General features: G+C 69.2%; 16 protein-coding genes and 1 pseudogene. 6 read left to right on the top strand and 11 right to left on the bottom strand.

Features of this window, described 5'->3' with window-relative positions; genetic code table 11:
* Positions 1–11: 11 nt before the first annotated feature.
* Complete coding sequence (locus AB0M93_RS16920; protein WP_364274179.1) at positions 12–251, top strand: MerR family transcriptional regulator; 240 nt, start codon at positions 12–14, stop codon at positions 249–251.
* Here AB0M93_RS16920 and AB0M93_RS16915 read toward each other — a convergent pair.
* The 5 genes from AB0M93_RS16915 to AB0M93_RS16895 form a co-directional block, all read right to left on the bottom strand.
* On the bottom strand, positions 248–1321 hold the full coding sequence (locus tag AB0M93_RS16915; protein ID WP_364274176.1) for a serine hydrolase domain-containing protein: 1074 nt from the start codon (positions 1319–1321) through the stop codon (positions 248–250). The two genes, AB0M93_RS16920 and AB0M93_RS16915, sit on opposite strands and share 4 nt — an antisense overlap.
* Before the next feature lie 77 nt (positions 1322–1398).
* A complete protein-coding gene (locus tag AB0M93_RS16910; RefSeq protein ID WP_364274173.1) occupies positions 1399–1692 on the bottom strand; it encodes a hypothetical protein in 294 nt (97 codons plus the stop codon).
* Between the two features lie 156 nt (positions 1693–1848).
* Positions 1849–1986 carry a hypothetical protein gene (locus AB0M93_RS16905; RefSeq protein WP_364274170.1) on the bottom strand — a complete coding sequence of 46 codons (138 nt, stop codon included), beginning with the start codon at positions 1984–1986 and terminating at the stop codon, positions 1849–1851.
* A 346-nt stretch (positions 1987–2332) separates the two neighbouring features.
* Complete coding sequence (locus AB0M93_RS16900; protein ID WP_364274167.1) at positions 2333–2788, bottom strand: hypothetical protein; 456 nt, start codon at positions 2786–2788, stop codon at positions 2333–2335.
* 48 nt (positions 2789–2836) lie between these two features.
* Complete coding sequence (locus AB0M93_RS16895) at positions 2837–9046, bottom strand: PA14 domain-containing protein (RefSeq protein ID WP_364274164.1); 6210 nt, start codon at positions 9044–9046, stop codon at positions 2837–2839.
* Positions 9047–9412: 366 nt separating this feature from the next.
* Between AB0M93_RS16895 and AB0M93_RS16890 the strand changes: the two genes are divergently transcribed.
* On the top strand, positions 9413–11074 hold the full coding sequence (locus tag AB0M93_RS16890) for a DUF2079 domain-containing protein (protein ID WP_364274161.1): 1662 nt from the start codon (positions 9413–9415) through the stop codon (positions 11072–11074).
* A gap of 8 nt (positions 11075–11082) precedes the next feature.
* On the opposite strand, the gene AB0M93_RS16885 is transcribed toward AB0M93_RS16890, so the two are convergent.
* Both AB0M93_RS16885 and rlmN (AB0M93_RS16880) read right to left on the bottom strand, forming a co-directional pair.
* Positions 11083–11349: a hypothetical protein gene (locus tag AB0M93_RS16885; protein WP_364274384.1), complete on the bottom strand. Its 267-nt coding sequence runs from the start codon at positions 11347–11349 to the stop codon at positions 11083–11085.
* Positions 11350–11380: 31 nt separating this feature from the next.
* Positions 11381–11950, bottom strand: a pseudogene (gene rlmN, locus AB0M93_RS16880) (23S rRNA (adenine(2503)-C(2))-methyltransferase RlmN); the annotation flags it as partial.
* 204 nt (positions 11951–12154) lie between these two features.
* Between rlmN (AB0M93_RS16880) and AB0M93_RS16875 the strand changes: the two are divergent.
* From AB0M93_RS16875 to AB0M93_RS16865, 3 genes are read left to right on the top strand one after another with little or no spacing between them, the layout of a single operon-like run.
* On the top strand, positions 12155–12382 hold the full coding sequence (locus AB0M93_RS16875; protein ID WP_364274159.1) for a hypothetical protein: 228 nt from the start codon (positions 12155–12157) through the stop codon (positions 12380–12382).
* Positions 12382–12945, top strand: coding sequence for a sigma-70 family RNA polymerase sigma factor (locus tag AB0M93_RS16870; protein WP_364274157.1), 564 nt, complete (start codon positions 12382–12384; stop codon positions 12943–12945). Before AB0M93_RS16875 ends, AB0M93_RS16870 begins: the two co-directional genes overlap by 1 nt.
* Positions 12942–13442, top strand: a complete 501-nt coding sequence (locus AB0M93_RS16865) for a hypothetical protein (protein WP_364274154.1) — start codon at positions 12942–12944, stop codon at positions 13440–13442. The genes AB0M93_RS16870 and AB0M93_RS16865 overlap by 4 nt, the downstream gene beginning before the upstream one ends.
* A gap of 809 nt (positions 13443–14251) precedes the next feature.
* On the opposite strand, the gene AB0M93_RS16860 is transcribed toward AB0M93_RS16865, so the two are convergent.
* Together AB0M93_RS16860 and rlmN (AB0M93_RS16855) are read right to left on the bottom strand one after the other, a co-directional pair.
* Positions 14252–14527 (bottom strand): hypothetical protein, encoded by a 276-nt coding sequence (locus AB0M93_RS16860; protein WP_364274381.1) that lies wholly within the window; start codon positions 14525–14527, stop codon positions 14252–14254.
* Positions 14528–14560: 33 nt separating this feature from the next.
* Positions 14561–15667 carry a 23S rRNA (adenine(2503)-C(2))-methyltransferase RlmN gene (rlmN, locus tag AB0M93_RS16855; protein WP_364274151.1) on the bottom strand — a complete coding sequence of 369 codons (1107 nt, stop codon included), beginning with the start codon at positions 15665–15667 and terminating at the stop codon, positions 14561–14563.
* Between the two features lie 162 nt (positions 15668–15829).
* Here rlmN (AB0M93_RS16855) and AB0M93_RS16850 point away from each other — a divergent pair, with 162 nt between their 5' ends.
* Positions 15830–16408, top strand: a complete 579-nt coding sequence (locus tag AB0M93_RS16850) for a hypothetical protein (protein ID WP_364274148.1) — start codon at positions 15830–15832, stop codon at positions 16406–16408.
* Here the strand turns inward: AB0M93_RS16850 and AB0M93_RS16845 are convergent.
* Positions 16401–18695, bottom strand: coding sequence for a pyruvate dehydrogenase (locus tag AB0M93_RS16845; protein WP_364274146.1), 2295 nt, complete (start codon positions 18693–18695; stop codon positions 16401–16403). The two genes, AB0M93_RS16850 and AB0M93_RS16845, sit on opposite strands and share 8 nt — an antisense overlap.
* Positions 18696–18802: 107 nt before the next feature.
* Complete coding sequence (locus tag AB0M93_RS16840; RefSeq protein ID WP_364274143.1) at positions 18803–19288, bottom strand: Lrp/AsnC family transcriptional regulator; 486 nt, start codon at positions 19286–19288, stop codon at positions 18803–18805.
* Between the last annotated feature and the right edge of the window lies 1 nt (position 19289).

Raw genomic sequence — 19289 nt, 5'->3', positions numbered from 1 at the left:
GGATTTGGAGCGTGCTCGAAGTCAAGCCCGCGCACACGCTGCGCTACTACGAACGCGCGGGCCTGGTGGTGACGCAGGTCGACCGCACGACGGGCGGCCGCCGCCGCTACCGCAAGCTGGACCTCGACTGGATCAAGATCTGCACCAAGCTGCGCGCCACGGGCATGCCGATCAAGACGATCCGCCGCTACGCGGAGCTGGTCACCGCCGGCGGCGGCCGGCGGGAGAACAACCCCGTCCCGGATCGCTAACCCAGGCCGTCGTAGGCCGCGGCCACCATGGTCATGCCCCGCCCGTCGCCGACGACGGCGTCGAGCATCTGGTTCATCACGTAGGCGACGGTCAGGCCGGCGTCGAAGTCGTTGAACACCAGCGAACCGCCCATGCCGCCCCAGAAGCACGTCCGGCCGCTGACGCCGTAGCCGAGGCCGTACCGCATCGGGACGCCGAGGGCGTAGTCGAGCCCATGGTACTGCTCCTCCAGCGCCCGCTCGCACCCGGCGCGCGACAGCAGCCCCCCACCACCGGAGGTGAGGACGGACTGCACGGCCGCGACCGACCGGGCGTTGCCGTAGCCGGCCCCCGAAGGGATCTCGGCCCGCCGCCAGCTCACGGCGTTCGTGTCGTCGGGCACGATCGCCGGATTGGGCACGATTTCGAAGAGCTCGGTCGACGCCGGCACGGTCAGCCCACCAGGCGGACCGAAGACGGGCGCGAACCGCTGATCGTGCGCGGCGGGCAGCCCGATGTGGAAGTCGGCGGCCAGCGGCCCGGCCACCTCGGCGGCGAAGAAGGCACCGACGGTCTTCCCGGTGACGCGCCGGACGACCTCGCCGAGCAGGTACCCCTGCGTGAGAGCGTGGTAACAGGCCACCTCACCGGGTACCCACCGCGGCGTCTGCGCGGCCAGCAGTGCGGCGACCTTGGCCGCATCACGCAGATCATCGGTGCTGACGGGCGTGTCCCAGGTCGGCAGCCCCGAGGTGTGCGAGAGAACGTGCCGCACGAGAACATCCCCGGCGGAGAACTCCGGCCAATACCGAGCCACGGGCGCATCGAGGTCGAGCCCACCCCGATCGGCGAGCACGAGCGCACACAAGGCGATCATCGTCTTGGTGGTGGACCAGACGTTGGTGATGGTGTCCCGTCCCCACGGCACACTCCGGCCGGCATCGACGAACCCGCCCCAGAGATCGACAACGGGCCGCCCATGCAAGTAGACGGCAACCGACGCACCGACGTCGTCCTTGGCGAGGGACTCGGCCAGCGCACCACGTACTGCCTCGAACCGGTCTTCGCACGTACCGTGCAAGGGCACCATGGGGACCGACTCAACCGCGCGCCGTTCAGGACCGCCACCGAATATCGGCGGCTCGCCCCGGCAGCCGGCGTGCGGAGTCAGCCGCAGGGAACGGTGAGTTCTTTGCCGACGGCGGTGTAGGTGTTGATCGCAGCGCCGTCGCACTGGTACTGCACGAAGCCCACGCCACTGGCCACCACCTGCTCGGAGCCGCCGACCAGCCGCGAAATCGAGACCGGCAGCGGGATGATGGGACCGAGCGGGAAGTTCGACAGCTGGTTCACCGCGCTCAGCGTGGTCGCAGTGGCCGCGAAGTTCTGGATCAGACCGCTGATGGCGTGCGCGGGGGCGACCCCGCCGCCGGTCAGCAGCACAATCGTGCCGGCGACCACTGAGTACCGAACGGTTCGATGCGGCATGACTACCGTTCTAACACCGTGACGGGGAACTGTCTGCCGCCATTCGTGCGCGCACGACACCCGATGCGTCCCGCGATCTGCTCACGGCGGCGACGCCTTCCGGTTGCGGCACATTCGTTTCCCGCGACCTCAGTGCTTCGAATCCAGCGAGCCGAACGACGCCAGCCACACCACCAGCAGGGCGATCAGCGCCCACTGCGGCAAGGCCCGGGTCAGGCTCAGCTTCGGCAGTCCGTGCCGGATCAGCTCCTCGACGGACTCGACCACGGCCATCACCGCGGCGCCGTATCCAGCACGACGTGGACGCACTGGCCGCGGCGGCCTGCGTGGCCCGCAGACCGGTGGTGTGCTTCATCTCCGACGGACAGGCGACCGGCCCCGCAGCATGGCCGGCCGCGCACCCGGATCGGCACCCATTGCGCCTACCCGGGCGGGACGAAGACGGGCTTGTGGGAAATCGTGCGCGAGTTCGCCGACGATCTCGGGACACCGGCGCCGGACGCGTGGCTGAATCGCGCCCTGCCGAGGCCCCGGAACCGACGCGTCGAACGCACGGCTTTCGACCGCGATCCACGCTGACCCGGGTCTCCCGCACGGGCGCGGATTTCATTGCTCAGGCCGGCTTGAACCGCCTGTACACCACCGGAGGCCAGCCGAAGTCGTAGGTCCCCCAGTCCAGCGCCGCGGTTCCGCGGTACGCGGGAATGGTGAGCCTTTCGTAAAGCGGAATCCTCAAGTACGAGTAACCGACCTGCAGCGAAGCCAGAGTGTGGTGGACGAGCGCGACCTCGTCGAGGACGGGTTCGGCTCCCGCGGCGCCGTGCTCTTCGACGGACGAAAGCCTGCTTTCGAGTTCGGCAGGCGTTCCGTCGAACTCGTACAGCACCTCGGCGCCGCCGACCCGCATGGTTCCCAGGGACGATTCGACGATGATCTCCGCTCGGCAGGCTCTCCGGTCCGCGTAGGAGACGGTGAGGATCTCCTGCATGCCATCGGAAGCCACCGGCTGCGAGGTGACCCGGTAGGTCCCTGGGAGCCGCGCCTTGACGGCGGCTCCCAGGGACGTCACCCACTCGCGGGTTTGTCCGGCGGGATCGAGATCAGTCCATGCCATGGGTCAGTAACGCCTGGGCCCCTTCATGATGTGGTAGTGCCGGAACCGCTTGCTGAGGAACGGCAAGCCGACCCGGAACGTCGAGTTCTTGGGGTGCTTCCCCACGCTCCAGCCTATCCTGAAGACCTTGGCCGTCCTCTTGTTCCACGTTCCGGAATGCCCGGCACCCTTGTAGGCGCCGCGGATCCAGTTCGGCATGGCCGAACTCGAACCGAACCTCCGGCTCATGAAACCCATCGTCCGCGTCTTGGCGACGATATTGCCGACCAGCCGGGTATACCTCGTCACACCCCACGTCACCGCCCCCAGCGCGTAGGAAATACCGGCCGCGACGTTCCCCTGCGCGAAGTTGCCGGCCGACGCCACGGCACTGGCGACGGCTCCGATCGGACCGGGGATGAAGGAGGCGACTTCGGCGACCTTGGTGACGACGCTGACGGCCGCCTTGAGCCAGCCCCACATCTTTCCGTCGAAGTCCTGCGCATTGATCGGATCGCCGACGACGTAGTCGTAGTCGTTGGCGGATCCGCCGTCGACCGGGTCGACGGACAGGAAGCGCCCGAGCAGGGGGCTGTAGGGGCGTGCTCCCATCTGGACCAGCGACAGCGCCCCCGTGTGTTCGTAGGGCCGCTGGTACTGGCCGAGCCAGCCGTAATCCATCGCACCCGGCGAGTTGTCGGGCCCGCTCTGCGGGTCGACGGCGCCGGCCGCATCGAGCGGCTGACCGTAGGGGGCGAAGGCGCGCAGGCCACCGGCCTGCCGGCCGGCAGCGTCCGTCGTCAAGACCAGGTCGCCGCGGACGGAAGGGTGGTCGTAGGTCGGGGTGAACGCTCCGTCGGAGCCGACCTTGCTGACGTACAGGACGCCACCCGGAAGGGTGAGGGACAAGCTGGTGAGCCTGCCGTCGGCGTTCATGGTCAGATCAGCGGTGTCGCCGTCGCCCGTGTAGCCGTAGCGGACGACGGTGTTGTTGTCGCAGTCATGCGGATCGCGGCGGGTGATGCGGCTCGTCGCGTCCCGGACGTAGCTGATGTCGGCGTTGAGAGCGGCGGTCGGGCCGACGGTCTTCACACCGATGTTGCGGTCGGAGCCATCCCAAGTCAGAGACGTCGTGCTGCCGTCCGCGGCTTTCCAGCCCGTCGTGTTGCCGTCTGCGTCGTAGCCGAACGAGCCGAGGGCGGTGGCACCTTCGGTGGCGATCAGCCTGTCGGCGGCGTCATAGCAGTAGCGCGTTTCCGCCGTGCCGCCGGCGGTCTGGTCCACCAGCCGCATGCGGTTGGTGTTCAGCCCGGCGTTCGCCTGCGTTCCCGCCGGACAGGTGGCGGACGCCGCCGCCGTGTAGTCGTAGGTGTAGTGGTGACCGGTGACGTACGCCTCGGTCAGCCGCCCGACTCCGTCGTAGACGTAGTTCGGCGCGTTGGGCCGGGCGTCGGTCCCCGCGAGCGACTCGTCGATGATGGTGCCGCCGGCGGTTCGGCCGACCTGGGACAGCACGTCCCGGCCGTCTCCGGTCTTCCAGCCCAGGCTCAGCACCCGGGCACCGTTGTCCTTGGTGATGGACGCCAGGGCGCTCCCGTTGCCGTACGTGACCGTCGCGAGCTCTCCGGCGGCGTCGTAACTCGTGGTGGCGAGCACCTGACCGTCGAGTTTCTGGGTGGCCACCCGTCCCGCGTCGTCGTAGGTCGGCGTGATGGTGTGCGCGCTGTCAGCCGCGTTCGGTGGGGTGACCGTGGACGAGCCGACCCGGCCCGCTTGGTCGTAGACCGTCGTGGTGCGGACGCCGTTCACGTCGGTGTACCCGGTCACCCGGCCGAGGAAGTCCGTCGTCGTCGTGATGACGCCCTTGTCGTCGGAAACCGAGGTCGTCAGGGGGTCACCCCCCACCGCGTAGTCGTGGCTGACGGTGCGGGCGGGCGCGTCCTGGCTGGCCGGAACGGTTTCCCTCAGCGGCCGGTCGCGCGCGTCGTACTCGGTGCAGGTCCAGGGACCGCCGGTCGCCTCCGCGACGACACGTCCTGACGCGTCGTAGACCTGTTCGTCGACCCGGGCCGGTCCGGACGCAGGTGCGGGCGCCGTCGTCAGTTTCGGCATACCGCCTTGGTTGACCGCGGGCGTTCCCGGCTGGCAGGGATTGACGCGGGTTTCGGTGTCGCCGTAGTACGTGTAGGTCGTCTTCGCGCCGGTCGGCATGGTTTTGCCGACCTTGCGGAGGTAGCCGGTGCCGGGTGACTCGTAGGAAGCTCCGCCCGACAGGTTGAGCCCGCTGGGATTCGCGCGGCTGGAACTCGCCAAGCCGTAGACGGGGTCGAGACCGTTTTCGCCGTACTTGGTGGCACCGCTCTTGTCCTGGACACCGTCCGATTCCGCCGAACTGGTCGACGTCTTCAACCCGTAGCGGGGAAGCAGCTGGGTGCCCGGCACCGGCTGCTGGGTGCCGGAAGGCGTGGTCCAGTGCAGTTCCAGCTGCGCGGTCTGGTCGAATTCGTAGTAGTCGATGCGGATTCGCTTCGCCTGGCCGGCGCTGTCGCTGTGCACGACGCCCTGCCGCCAAGCGGCGGTCGTGTTGCGCCAGTCGTCGACGACCAGCTGGTCGTCGATCCAGACCCGGACTCCGTCGTCGGCGAGAAGGCGCAAGGTGTAGTCACCGGCCGCCGGGAAAGCGATGTCACCGGTCGCACGCAGGGCGAAGTGGTCGGCCGGGAGGTCCGCCGCGGGTGCTGCGGTACCCCAGTTCTTCACCAGCGTCCCGTCGGCGGTACCGAACCCCGTGGTGTAGGTCTTCGGCGCGCCGGTGAGCTGATCGTTGTCGTACCAGGCCACGGACAGGCCGTTGACACCCTCGTCATAACCGTTGTGGGCATGCCCCATGCCGCCGGGGCAGGTGGTGGGCAGTTGCCCGGTGAAGCACGAAGCCGGCGCGGGACCGTAGGTGTCGACCGGGCGATCCGCGTAGTCGTAGACAGTGGTGGTTTTGCGTCCGGCGGCATCGGTCACCGACAGTTGCAAATCCTTCTGGTTCCACTCCTGCGCCGACGTCTTGCCGGCGCTGTCGGTGACCGAGAGCGTGCGATCCGCATCGTCGTAGGTGACCTTCGAGAAGAACCCGGTTGGCGGCGTGATGCCCGCGACATCCGTGAAGGTCTGGTGGTTGGCCGGGTCGTACCGGTACGACCGGCTGGGACGAACCTGACCGATCGCCGGCACCGACGAGGCCACCGTTTTCACCTTCGGCTTGGCGCCGGTGTCGTAGGTGATCAAGTTGGTCAGGTCGCCTTCGTACGACTTGCGGTTCGCACTGTCCGCGGCGATCCAGTCGTTGGCCAGGCTTTCCCGCGTTCCGGCAAGCAGCCCCTGCGCGTCGTACCCGTAGTCGCTGACCTCCGCGCCCGGGTCCTCGATCCGGCCCAGCTGGCCGGTTCCGACGTACCACAGCCTCGTCTCGGAGCCGTCCCAGTACGTGATCCGGCAGAGCATCTGCGACGGCGGGAGGCTCACGGCTCCCGGCGGCGGGGCGGCACCGCCGTAGCAGTCGTCGCCGGAGCGGTTGTAGTGCAGGACGTGGGACCGCTGCGAAACCGGGTCTTTGATCTCCCGCAACCGCGACGGGTTGCCGTCGTAGACGTACTGGAGAGCCGCCGGCTTCCGCGAATCCGTGGTGGCGGTCTGGCTCTCGAGCTTCCCGTCGGACCGGAAGGCGAAGGACTGGCCGCCATCGATGAGCGTCACCTTGCCGGCCGTGTCCACCGCGAGAACGCCGTCTTCGTCCGACGGCGGGGCGTAGCCACCGGTGCTCTTCTTGGTCCAGGTGTGCTTGGCGCCGGTGGCGTCGGTGAGCACGACGTTCTGGTCGGTGACCTTGGCTTCGGTGTAGCTCGCGCCGTCGCCGTCGAGGTCGGCCGAGAGGGTCCAGCCCGGGGGCAGCACCGGCAGGTCGCTGGTGTAAAGCCAGTCGGCGGGGACGATCTGCGGGGCGACGGTGGTGTTGTCGGTGGTGCGGACGAACAGCCGCAACTTGGCCGCGCCGGTCGCTTCGGCGTTCTCGACCTTGATCGGCACCCGCTGGCCCGCGGTCAGCGAGACGTTGGTGGCCTGCGTCCAGTTCAAGTCACTCGCGGTGTTGACCTCGTAGACCTTGCCGCCGTTGATCCACACGGTGGCGCCGTCGTCGTGGACGCCGGCGAGCTGGTAGGTCCCGGTCACGGGGGCCTGGAAGAAGCCCTCCCAGCGGGCGACGAACCAGTCGGCCGGCAGCGCGGGCGCGAACGGGGAGTCGGTGCCCCAGTCGACGTTGACCTGCGGTTCGGTGCGCACCAGCACCGGCTGCTGGGCGTCGCTGATGATGCCGTTGTGGGAAAGGTCGACGAAGTAGGACGCCTTGAGTCCCTTGTTCTCGACCTGCTGCGAGTTGTAGGTGAACGACAGTCCGGCGTTGCCGCCGACGGTGGTGAACGTCGGGGTCTGCTCGGCGGTCGACACGTTGCCGTTGGCCAGGTTCACCGTCACCGGACCGGCGTCGTCGATCGGCGAAGGGCCGTGGTCGCCGATGCGCTGGTCGATCTTGAAGTGCCCGATCCACGTCGGGGTGATCGTGGTCGTGCCGCTGTAGGTCATCGCCTGCCAGGTGTAGGCGACGCCGTCCTGCAGGATCCCCGCCGGGACCGTCCACGTCGGCGTGGTCAGGCAGCCGGACTCGACCACGACGCCGGACTTGGCGTCCGCGCCGGTGGCGATGCGGAAGCAGTACTTGACCTGCTCGCCGTCCGGGTCCGTCACCGGGTTGACCGACAGCGTCGGGGTCAGCGACGTCGACACCGTGCCGTCCGCCGGACCGGCCAACGTCGCGGCCGGGGCCGGGGAACCCGTGTCGACGGTGAGGGTGGCGTTGAGGTTCTTGTACGTCCAGGTACCCGGGTTCTCCGCGCCGATCATCATGAAGAACACCGAGCCGTCGCGGGCGTTGACGCGGTCGCGGATGAACCCGGTCATGCCTTCGCCGACGAAACTGCCGACGTCACCGACCAGCGCGCTGGTCATGTAGCCGCCGACGCCGTTGTAGTTGAACGCTGACGCGTGGTAGAGGTTCGCGTTCCACGTTTTCAGCGACCCGACGACGCTGGTGTTGCGGGTGAGGTCCATCCGCGCGCCGACCACGGTCTTGCCGAACAGCGGCGAGTAGTCCATGTGGAAGACGCTGCGGTTGTAGGTGTCACCCTTGGCCTGGCTGTTGCCGATCCGCAGGCCGCAGGCGTCGCAGTTCGTGCCGTCGGAGCGGTAGGAATGCGACTCGGTGACGCCGTAGGTGAAGGTCGGGTCGACGAACACCGGGTACACGCGCTTCGGGTCGCGCAGCCAGTTCGGGTCGACCGCGACGGTCAGCCACCAGTCCGTCCCGGCCTTGTCGAGGGTGTAGGTGCCGCCGGTCATCGCCGGCGCGGTCTCGCCGTGGCCCGCGGAGTCCCAGGTCTCGATCGGCGGCAGGACGATCTTCGCCGCACCGGCCTTGTCGGCCAGGGTGACGGAGCCGTTCTTCTCCAGCTTCGGGGTCAGGTCACCGGTGGTGAGCTTGAACTTCCACGAGGAGCGGCCGTCGGCCGGAAGGCGCTTGAGTTTGATCGTCTCCTTCACCGCGCCCGGCGTGACCTCGTAGTCCAGGTCCGTGCCCGCGGCGACTTCCGGGTAGGTGACCGAATCACCCTTCACCGCGGCGGTCGCCGGGGCGGCCCGGTCGAGGGCCAGGCCGGCGGTGTGGCCGCCGGATTCGACCTGCAGAACCGCGCCGTCGTCGGCCTTGGTGGCCAGCGACGGGCTGAGCGGGTGGTGGTCGGCGCCGGCGCGCTTGGTCGCCGGGTCGGTGGCCAGCGTGGTCTGGACCGGCTGCCATTGCCCGTGCTCGTCCTGCACGTTCAACGGCTGGTTCGACTGCCGCACCGAATGCGTGCCGTCGACGTTGGCGTACTCGGTGACGAACGTCGACCGCGACACCGGCGTCGACCGTTGCGGATCGAAGTGCGTTCCCGCCCCGCCGTCCAACCGGCTCTGAGCTGCGAAATCCGCCTTCGACGGCGCCTGCGGCACGACGGGAGCGGGCGCGGCCGAGGACAGCAACCCGACGTCGCGCGGATCGATCGGCTTCGGCGCGGCCGGCGCAGTCGCGACGGCTTCGGCACTGCCGACGAGGAGAGTCATGCTCAGGGCGAGCACGACCGCTCTCACCCAGCGAACCAGATGGACAGGACGCGACAACCGCAGCACGGCCAGTTCCTCCCCCGGTGGCCCGGCATCCGCCACGGCCACCCCCAATGGCCCGCGGCGCACGGCTGCCGCCGCGGGATACTGCCGGGCACCCGGCGCTCGCCGTGCCCGGGGTCGGGAATTCTCGTCCCCCGCCCGCACCGTGCATCGACGGAACCTCACACGGTCGTTACACCGCCGGGTGAGAGGAAGCCCACAGTTGCCAGCCGACCACCGATCGGGTATTTGCCCTGGTCACCATCCTCGGCAGGCGGAAGCCCACGGGCTACGATCGGCTGCCGGCCCATCGTCGCCGGACCCCCGCACCGCCCCTTCGGCAGGAGATCCATGGCCCAGCCCGCGCTCGACGCCCCGGACGTCACCGCACCGATCCCGCGCACGACCGCGAAGGTCCGCCGCGACGGCGCGCCTCGGCTCGGCGTCGCGACACTGTGGGCCTTCGCCGCCGTTCCCGCCGCGTTGGCGCTCCTCGCCGCGGTGCGCGCGCCGAAGATGCACGTGCTGCTCGACTACTGGCACGTCTTCGCCAAGATCACCGACGACAACGGCGATCTCCTGCTCGGTCAGGTTTTCACCTACCACCTCGACCAGCCGTTCGTCGTGCCCTCACTGCTGTTCTACGTGGACGCAGCCTGGTTCGGCGGCGACAACCGCGTCCTGACCGTCCTGACGATCGCCCTGCTCGCGGTCACGGTGTTCGCGCTGCGCACGATGCTGCCGCGGCACCTGAACCCGACGACGCGGGCGGCGCTGACCGCGGCCATGTCCTGGCTGCTGTTCAGCTCCCACGCCACCGAACTGTGGCTGCAGAGCACGAACGGCATCAGCTGGGTTCCCGCGATCGCGTTCTGCGCCATCGCGATCGCCTGCGCCCACCACGGTCGTCACGCCGGCGCGTACGCCGCCGCCGTGCTGGGCTGCCTGAGCTTCGGGGCCGCGTTGCCGATCTGGTTCGTGATCGCCGGCATCGCCTGGCTGCGCAAGGAACCGCGCCTGCGGGTCATGATTCCCGGAGCGGCCGGGCTGGTCATCCTCGTCGCGTGGTGGCTCACCAAACCCGCCGGAACGCAGTCCGGGGCGACGGACGCCTTCGACCCGGACGGACGGCTTTCCGTCGCCGCCGCCGCGGTCGGTGGGCTGTGGTCGGTGGACATCGCCGCGCTCGCGGTGATCGCCGGCGGCCTCACCCTCGCCCTGCTCGCCTTGCTGCTGCGCCACACCGTCATCCACCGGCCGGCGGCCGCCGGCGCGGGGTGGGCGGGTTTGGCCTGTTACGCGGTCGCCTTGGCGTTGATGCTCGCACTCGGCCGGACGACGACGAACGTCCCCGGGGGCAACGTCGGGCTGATCAGCCGGTACGTTCTGGTCGCGGCGCTGGCCGGCACCGCGGCGCTCGTCCTGTCCGCTTTGCACCGTCCACAGTGGCCACGGCGCTACCTCGTCGTGACGGTGGTCGCACTGTCCTTGGTCACCCACGCCATCGGCGGCGGGAAGGCCGACGAAGTCCGCCGCAGCTACGCGCCACTCAGCCTGGCCGCGATCGCCCTGCGTGTCGACGCACCCGCCGCGCTCGACGCCTTGCACATCCAGCGGGCCGCCGGTCCGGCGGCGAAAGCGCTGGGGGCCTACCCCTTCGACAGCAGCTTCACCCTCGGTTGCCGCGGCCACGAACTCGGCAGCCACCTCGACCTGACGACCGCACGATCGGCGTCAGCCGACGCAACCGGGACACTCGACGCGCCCGCCACCGACGCCGGCGGCATCATCACCGGCTGGGCCGTGGCCAACGGCACGCGGCCGGACTGCATCCTCATCACCGACCAGACCGGCACGGTCACCGGCGGCGGCGTCACGGGCCTGCCCCTCACGGCCGGACAGACCGCGAAAGCCGCACCCGGCGCGACGGCGTGGGAGGCAACGGCCGGCCCGACCAACGGGCCAGTGACCGTGCTCGCCGTCCAGGATGGCCGCCTCTACCGGCTCGGCTGAGCCAGGGGTCAGCGGTCAAGCCACGGAGCGAGCAGCTTCTCCAGATCGGCGTCCGACAACGCCCGCGGGCCGCCGTGGAATTCGTGCCACCGCGACGCGTCACACGCCGCCGTGTACTCCACCTCGAACGCACGCATCAGCACGTACATGAACGTCACCGAGCTGAACTGCTCGCCCAGCAGGGTACGAGCCTCGCGGGCGACCTCCGTCGCACCGGTGAAATCCGACAGCTTCAACGATTCCGCAGCCGGGTCCAACAGGCTGGGCGCATACATCACAACAATTTCTCCATCACTGAAACAGAAATCAGCCTTCGGCAGCCAGCTGCCCACAGGCGGCGGCGATCTCCTGGCCACGAGTGTCCCGCACGGTGCACGCTACTCCGCCCGCGTTGACCAGCCGCACGAACTCCCGCTCCACGGGCTTCGGCGACGCATCCCACTTCGAACCCGGCGTCGGATTCAGCGGAATCACGTTCACGTGCACCAGCTGACCCAAGTGCTTGCGCAGCCGCTTCGCCAGCAGCTCCGCCCGCCACGGCTGGTCGTTGATGTCCCGGATCAACGCGTACTCGATGGACACCCGCCGCCCGGAAGTGTCCGCGTAGTACCGAGCAGCCGAGAGAACCTCGTCCACCGACCACCGGTTGTTCACCGGCACCAGCGTGTCCCGCAGCTCGTCGTCCGGCGTGTGCAGCGACACCGCCAGCCGCACCTGCATCTTTTCGTCCGCCAGCTTCCGGATCGCCGGCGCCAAACCCACCGTCGACACCGTCACCGACCGCTGACCAATCCCCAAACCACCCGGCGCGGGATCGGTGATCCGCCGGACCGCCGCCACCACGCGCTTGTAGTTGGCCAGCGGCTCGCCCATCCCTACCCTTTTACAAATCTCACGGGGAGCGGGTTTCGCCGACCACCACGGGCAAAGCAGGGGTACCGCATGTGACGATGCCGTGCCGCCCGTCGACGTGCGGCGACCTGCGCTAGTCCGAACGGGTGATCGGCGCTCAGGGACCTGACAAAAACGCTGCGCCACGCCCCTCAGCTACAACACTCCATTCGAAACCTGTGAGGGAAGATGATCGACTTGTTGATCTATTTACTCGGTCCGGCGCTGATCGCGCTGATCGGGCGGGCGCTGCGTCTGTGGTTCAAGGCCGTGCGGGAGCAGCGGCAGCAGGAAACCCTGCGCACGCTGTCTTCCAACCTACCGACCACCGGCGAGATCGAGATCCGCGACACCCGCAATGACGGCAGCCAACTCCACATCCGGATCAACACCACGCCCGGCACCGCGAGGCCTTGATGACAGACCCGGATCCCGTCGAGCCATCCGCCGCTTCGGCAGCTACCAGCGACAAGCACGCCCATCAAACTGCCGAGGCGATCAACGCAACGTTCACCGCGTTCTACCGCGACCACATCAAAGCGCTGGTCGCGTTGCTACTGGTCCAGGGTGCGTCCCTCACCACCGCTGCGGACATCGCGCAGGAGACCATGACGGCCGCCTACAAGAACTGGGCCCAGATCAAACACCCGAAGGCCTGGACCCGCACGGCCGCGGTCCGCACGTTCATTCGCCACAAACTGAACACGCGGGAGGACGTCGTGGAGAAGCTTCCCGAACCCACGTCACTGCTGCGCCACGACATCGCTCTCGAACGCTGGGAACAGCGACAGGATCTGCTGAGCGAACTGGAAGGACTTTCCCATCGACAGCGGCACGTAGTAGCGCTTTTCTTGGATGACATGAGTGCCGAACAGATCGCGCACGACCTGGACATCACGCCTGGGGCCGTGCGCGAGCACCTCAGCCAAGCCCGGAGGTACTTGCGTAACCAGCTCGATCCGAAGGACGGTGAGTCGTGAGCACCGAAGACGCCCACACCCGCCGCGACATCGATACCTGGCTGCACAACGCGAATGCCGACCTGCACGCCGCGCTCGATACCGTGCTGGACATCGATGCCGGGCTCGCCGACGCCCAGCTCCCCAGCCGCCACACCACGCTGATCGACGCGCTCGACGACGTCCTTGACCTCGATGCAGGTCTTCGCGGCATCGTCGCCACTACAGAACCAGCCGCTGTATCTCCCCCAACACCAACCGAGAACGAGCCGGCCGCGCCCGTCCCGACTACCATCGAGTCCTCATCGCAACCCCCCTCGACTGCGAGCCCAGCTCTCTTGAGCATCCGGACTGCGGTGATCGTTCTGGCGACCTTCGTGATTGGTATCGGCGTCAGCATCTTGACCTTCAGCGCCGCCGGGAACGTTGCCAGCGCCGTGCTGAGCGGCCTCGGCGCGGCCAGCGCCACCGTGTCATTGCTGCACAATCTCATCGGTTCAGACCGGCACCACCACTAGCAGGCCGCACGCTGCCAGTGCCGGGCACTTCGTCACCACTAGTCTGGTCTTCGGGCGGGTGCTCAGAGCAGCTCCCGCTCTTGAGCCGAACGAACTCGGCGGCGAGCAGCTCGGGCCGGTCGAGGTACGTCACGGTGAGGCCATGGCGAAATGATCAGCGAGGGCAGCAGGTACTCTTGACGGCGCTGACTGGGCCGAGATCGACGTGGGGCTGCCCCTGTCCGAGCGGCGGCCGCCTCCATGGGTGAGGCCAGCAGCACCATGAAGAAGCCGACGACCAGCCTGGAATCGCTGTGCCTTCGCGACGCGTCAGTCGAACGGCATCTGAGGAAGTGACGCGGCAACTGAAATTGATCATGGTGTTACCGCCGTGAGCGAGGGTCAGGACGCGCAGGTCGGGCAAGATTGACATGTCACGCACGCCGGGGACCTACGGGCCCGCGATCCCGTGCGCGGGGCGAGTACGGCGACCTGCGTCCCGGCGCGGGCATCCCTGCGGAGTGGGCCCGGTTCGGCTCAACGCTGGAGAAGACCAGCTCAACGGTCCGCACCGGCAAAGGCGGAACCCGCTACCTTGTCGTCGACCGACTACGAGTTTCGCGCCGGGAGCTAGTCAAGTTCGAGGACTTCGAAGTACAGGTGCGATGTAGCCAAACCTCGGGAGCCTGGACTGGTGAGGCAGACACCTGGGCGACTACGTCGCACGTAGCCGGCTCGAGCGGTGGCAGCTAGACACGCTCAGCTGCTCAGCCGGCTTCTGTGCAAGGTACAAGCCGACGAGGTCGCGGGCACCCACCTCGGAGAGCCGATCAGCGATCAAGCCACGGAGCGAGCAGCTTCTCCAGATCAGCATCCGACAACGCTCGCGGTCCGCCGTGGAACTCATGCCACCGCGAGGCGTCCCGCGCCGCGGTGTACTCGACCTCGAACGCCCGCATCAGCACGTACATGAACGTCACCGAGCTGAATCGCTCACCCAGCAACGTCCGCGCCTCACGAGCCACCTCAGTGGCACCGCGTCCGACCACATCCGCGAGCCGAAGCTCCTCCGCAGCCGGATCCAACAGGCTGGGGGCATACATCACGACAAACACTCCAACATCGAAACGAACACGAACTCAGCCTTCAGCGGCCAGCTGGCCACACGCCGCGGCGATCTCCTGGCCTCGGGTGTCCCGGACCGTGCACGCGACACCACCGGCGTTCACCAGGCGCACGAACTCCCGCTCCACCGACTTCGGCGACGCATCCCACTTGCTGCCCGGCGTCGGATTCAGTGGGATCACGTTGACGTGCACGAGCTGGCCCAGATGCTTGCGCAGTCGCTTCGCGAGCAACTCCGCTCGCCACGGTTGATCGTTGATGTCCCGGATGAGCGCGTACTCGATCGAGACGCGCCGACCGGAGGTGTCGGCGTAGTACCGGGCCGCGGAGAGGACCTCGTCGATCGACCACCGGTTGTTCACGGGCACGAGAGTGTCGCGCAGCTCATCGTCCGGCGTGTGCAGCGAGACCGCGAGGCGGACCTGCAGCTTCTCGTCAGCCAGCTTCCGGATCGCCGGCGCCAGACCCACCGTCGACACCGTCACCGACCGCTGACCAATCCCCAAACCACCCGGCGCGGGATCGGTGATCCGCCGGACCGCCGCCACCACACGCTTGTAGTTGGCCAGCGGCTCACCCATGCCCATGAAGACGATGTTCGACAGCCGGCCGGGACCACCCGGCATCGCGCCGTCGCGCATGACCGCCGCCGCCGAGCGGACCTGGTCCACGATTTCCGCCGTCGACAGGTTGCGGTCGAGGCCGCCCTGGCCGGTCGCGCAGAACGGGCACGCCATGCCGCAGCCCGCCTGGCTCGAAATGCACAGCGTCGCGCGGTCCGGGTAGCGCATCAGGACGCTCTCCAGGAGCGTGCCGTCGTGCGCTCGCCACAGCGTCTTGCGGGTCGCGCCGTCGTCGGCCGCCAGCGCGCGGACCTCGGTCAGCAGCGTCGGCATCAGCGACTCGACGAGCCGCGAGCGCGTGGCCGCCGGGATGTCCGTCATCTCCGCCGGGTCCACCGTCAGGCGGGAGAAGTAGTGGTTCGACAGCTGCTTCGCGCGGAACGGCTTCTCCCCCAGCTCGGCGACGGCGGCCGCGCGCTCGGACACCGAGAGGTCGGCGAGGTGGCGCGGCGGCAGGCCGCGCTTGGGCGCGTCGAAAACGAGGGGAAGGGCAGTCATAACCAGACCAGTGTCCCACGCGCCCGCCAGGGCCGCCGGAGCCACCCCGCCGGGGTGTACCCCAGGTCACCAGCCCCGGTCTCCGCGTCCGCATCACCCACAGGGATGATCGACGGCGTGTCACCGGACGGGGGTCCGGCGTCCGACGAAAGAGGTGAACTCGTGTCCTTCCGGCACCTTGTCCTGGTCGTCGCGGTCACCTTGGTCGCCGCCGCCTGCAGCACGCCGGACGGGAAGCCGCCCGCGCCGAGCCCCACGAACGGGCCGCACGCGATCGTGGGTGCCCTGCACCTGCCCCTGCCGGCGGGCGCGACCTACACCGAGCACAGCCCGGACGGCCTCCTCGACGGCTGCATCGCCGAAGGCACCGTGGCCTGTGAAGCGCGCGTCCTGGACCTGCGCAAGACGGACCCCAACGCGCCGATCAACCTGCCGAGCACGAAGCGGCCGTTCGGCTGGTACACCGGCACGGACCTGCCGACCTGCATCACGCCCGCGTCACCGCCCGGGAAGGCGGCCGGCGCCACCGGCAGCACGCTGCTCGACTCCGGCTTCGCGAAGATCGGGCCCAAGACGGCCGAGTACGGCCGCTGGAAGGTCACCTGCGAGAACTCGGCGCAGAACAACCAGGTCCGGTCGTGGTGGCTGCCGACGAGCCGGATCCTGGTCGTCCAGTACGGATCCTTCCCCGGCTGGGACGCCAAGATGGACACCCTGCTCGCCGGCGCCACCTTCAGCTGACGACGTCGAGCGCGGCCCGGATGATCGCGTCCGTGTCGATGCCGTGGTACCGGTAGACGTCTTCCAGCGACCCGGACTGGCCGAAGCCCGTGACGCCCAGCGCGACCGACGGCACCCGGTTGACCCCGGCCAGGAACGCCAGCGTGTGCGGATGGCCGTCGAGCACCGTGACCAGCGGCTTCGCCCGCGACGCCGGGAAGACCTGGTCGAGGATCCACGTCTCGGCACTCCCCCGGCCGGACCGCGCCTGGAGCGCCTCGAACAGCAGGCCCGGGCTGGTCACGCACACGACGTCGGCCTCGACGCCCACCTGGGCCAGCCGCTCGGCCGCCGCCAGGGTGTCCGGCACCAGCGCGCCCATCGCCGCCAGCGTGACGGCGGGTGACGCGGCCCGCCGCAGCAGGTACGCGCCCGCCACCACCTGGCGACGGCGGCGTTCCCGCGCGGCCGGGTCGGCGGGCACGCCGGCGAGGGTCTGGTCGACCGGACGCGTCGAAAGCCGGAAGTACGACGACGTCCCGCCCGGCTTGCCGAGCCGGCCGAGCGCGGCCAGCAGCGTCCACTCGGTGTCGATCGCGAACGCCGGTTCGTAGCTGACGCAGCCGGGCTGTTCGATGCCGATCGACGGCGTGGTGATCGACTGGTGCGCGCCGCCTTCCGGGGCGAGCGTGACGCCGGACGGCGTGCCGATCAGGATCGACTGGCCGCCCGCGTAGATGCCGAACGACCAGGGCTCCAGCGCGCGCTCGACGAACGGGTCGTACATGACGCCGATGGGCAGCAGCGGCTCGCCCCAGCGGCTCCAGGTCGCGCCGAGCTCGCCGAGCAGGCCGACCAGGTTCGTCTCGGCGATGCCCAGCTCGACGTGCTGGCCGGTCGGCTTCTCCCGCCAGTGCATGATCGTCTCGGGGTCGTCTTCGAACCAGTTCTGGCGCTCGGTGGCCGACCAGACGCCGACTTTGTTGACCCAGCCGCCGAGGTTGGTCGTCGAGCTGACGTCCGGGCTGACGGTCACGACGCGCTTCGCAGCCTCGGGCGCTTCGCGCGTCAGGTCGAGCAGGACGCGCCCCAGCGCCGCCTGCGTCGTAGCGGTTCCGGACGGCGTACGCCCGATGTCGACGGGCAGTTCCAGCGAAGGCGCCGAAGGAACGTCCGGACGGCGAAGGCGCGAAGCAACTTCGGCGCACAACGCGGCTTCAGGCGACCCGGCGGCGAAGCGCTCCCACGGCGAAGCGAGGTCCGTGCCCAGAGACGAAGCCAGCTCTTCCATCTGTGCCACGGTCAGCAGCGACGAGTGGTTCTGCGGGTGCCCCTGCGTCGGCAGGCCGCGGCCCTTGACGGTGTAGCAGAAGATGACCGTCGGCCGGCTGTCCGAAATGGACGCGAAGACCTCGTCGAGCGAGCCGAGGTCGTGGCCGCCGAGGTTCCGGATCGCGGCCAGGAGCGTCTCGTCGTCCAGCGAAGCCACCAGCGACGCCAGGGCCGCGTTCCCCGCGGGCAGCCGGTCGCGCACCTGGGCCGCGTCGCAGCGCAGCAGCCGCTGGTACTCGGGATTCGGCATCTCGTCGATCCGCGTACGCAGCTCGGCGCCACCGGGCCGGGTGAACAGCTCCTCCAGCAGCCGTCCGTACTTCAGCGTCAGGACCTGCCAGCCGGCGGCGTCGAACATGCCCTGCAGCCGCCCGGCCGCGATGTTCGGGACGACGCGGTCGAGGGACTGGCGGTTGAGGTCGACGATCCAGACGATCTCGCCCAGCTCGGCGACGGCCGGGTCGAGGATGGCCTCCCAGATCGCGCCTTCGTCCAGCTCGGCGTCGCCGACCAGCGAGTACTGGCGGCCGGTGCCCGCCGACGAGCCCCGGGTGGTCAGGTAGCGGCGGGCCAGCGCGCCCCAGATCGGGGCGGTCGCGCCGATGCCGACCGAGCCGGTCGAGTAGTCGACGGGGTCGGGGTCCTTGGCGCGGCTCGGGTAGCTCTGCAGGCCGCCGAACTCGCGCAGCGTCGGCAGGTAGGCCTCGTCCAGCTCACCGAGCAGGTAGTTGATCGCGTGGAGCACCGGCGAGGCGTGCGGCTTCACCGAGACGCGGTCCTCGGGGCGCAGGTGCCGGAACCACAGCGACGTCATGATCGACACCAGCGACGCGCACGACGCCTGGTGCCCGCCGACCTTCAGCCCGGACGGGTTGGGGCGGACCCGGTTGGCCTGGTGCACGATCGCGGTGGCGAGCCAGAGGACCCGCTGCTCGATCGCGGTGAGCGCCGGGGCGGTCACGGGGGCATGGGTCATCGTCGACACCTTTCGTGCAGGAAGCGCCCATCAGAACACCACTGGTGGACGCATCGCACAACCGATGCCGCCCCGAGTGCGCAGAATGCCCACCCGGCGGCGACGGCTCAGGTCTCCGGGTGCGCAGAATGCACGCGCTCGAGCAGGGGCGTCAGGCGGTACGGGACGAGCTCGCGCATGACGAGCGAGATGTTCGTCCGCTCGACGCCGGGCGAGGCGAGCACGCGCCCGGCGATCCGGTACAGGTCTTCGGCGTCGACGGCGACCACCTGGACCATCAGGTCGCTGGCCCCGGTCAGCCCGCACACCTCGGTGACCTCGGGGATCGTGGACAGGGCGTCGGCGATCTCGGCCAGGCGCCGCTGGTCGACCTGCGCGTTGACGAACGCCCGCAGCGGGTAGCCCAGCCGCGCCGGGTCGATGCGGCGCTCGAACGACCTCAGCACGCCGCGCTGTTCCAGGCGCCCGAGCCGGGCCTGCACCGTGTTGCGGGACAGGCCCAGCCGTTCGGCCAGCGCGACCGCCGTGGACCGCGGGTCCTCCCCCAGCGCCTGGAGCAGGCGCGCGTCGATCTCGTCGATGGTTTCCGGCACG

Origin of the sequence: Amycolatopsis sp. NPDC051102 (assembly GCF_040682815.1) — a bacterium.
Lineage (GTDB): Bacteria > Actinomycetota > Actinomycetes > Mycobacteriales > Pseudonocardiaceae > Amycolatopsis.
Note: the sequence above shows the minus strand (reverse complement) of the source record. Positions and strands in the feature narration are given on the sequence as shown.

What these genes read in the sequence shown, in the direction of transcription:
- AB0M93_RS16915 (WP_364274176.1), bottom strand. Translation starts at nt 1,321, where the DNA reads ATGGTGCCCTTGCACGGTACGTGCGAAGACCGGTTCGAGGCAGTACGT.
- AB0M93_RS16890 (WP_364274161.1), top strand. Translation starts at nt 9,413, where the DNA reads ATGGCCCAGCCCGCGCTCGACGCCCCGGACGTCACCGCACCGATCCCG.
- AB0M93_RS16885 (WP_364274384.1), bottom strand. Translation starts at nt 11,349, where the DNA reads ATGTATGCGCCCAGCCTGTTGGACCCGGCTGCGGAATCGTTGAAGCTG.
- AB0M93_RS16875 (WP_364274159.1), top strand. Translation starts at nt 12,155, where the DNA reads ATGATCGACTTGTTGATCTATTTACTCGGTCCGGCGCTGATCGCGCTG.
- AB0M93_RS16870 (WP_364274157.1), top strand. Translation starts at nt 12,382, where the DNA reads ATGACAGACCCGGATCCCGTCGAGCCATCCGCCGCTTCGGCAGCTACC.
- rlmN (WP_364274151.1), bottom strand. Translation starts at nt 15,667, where the DNA reads ATGACTGCCCTTCCCCTCGTTTTCGACGCGCCCAAGCGCGGCCTGCCG.
- AB0M93_RS16845 (WP_364274146.1), bottom strand. Translation starts at nt 18,695, where the DNA reads ATGACCCATGCCCCCGTGACCGCCCCGGCGCTCACCGCGATCGAGCAG.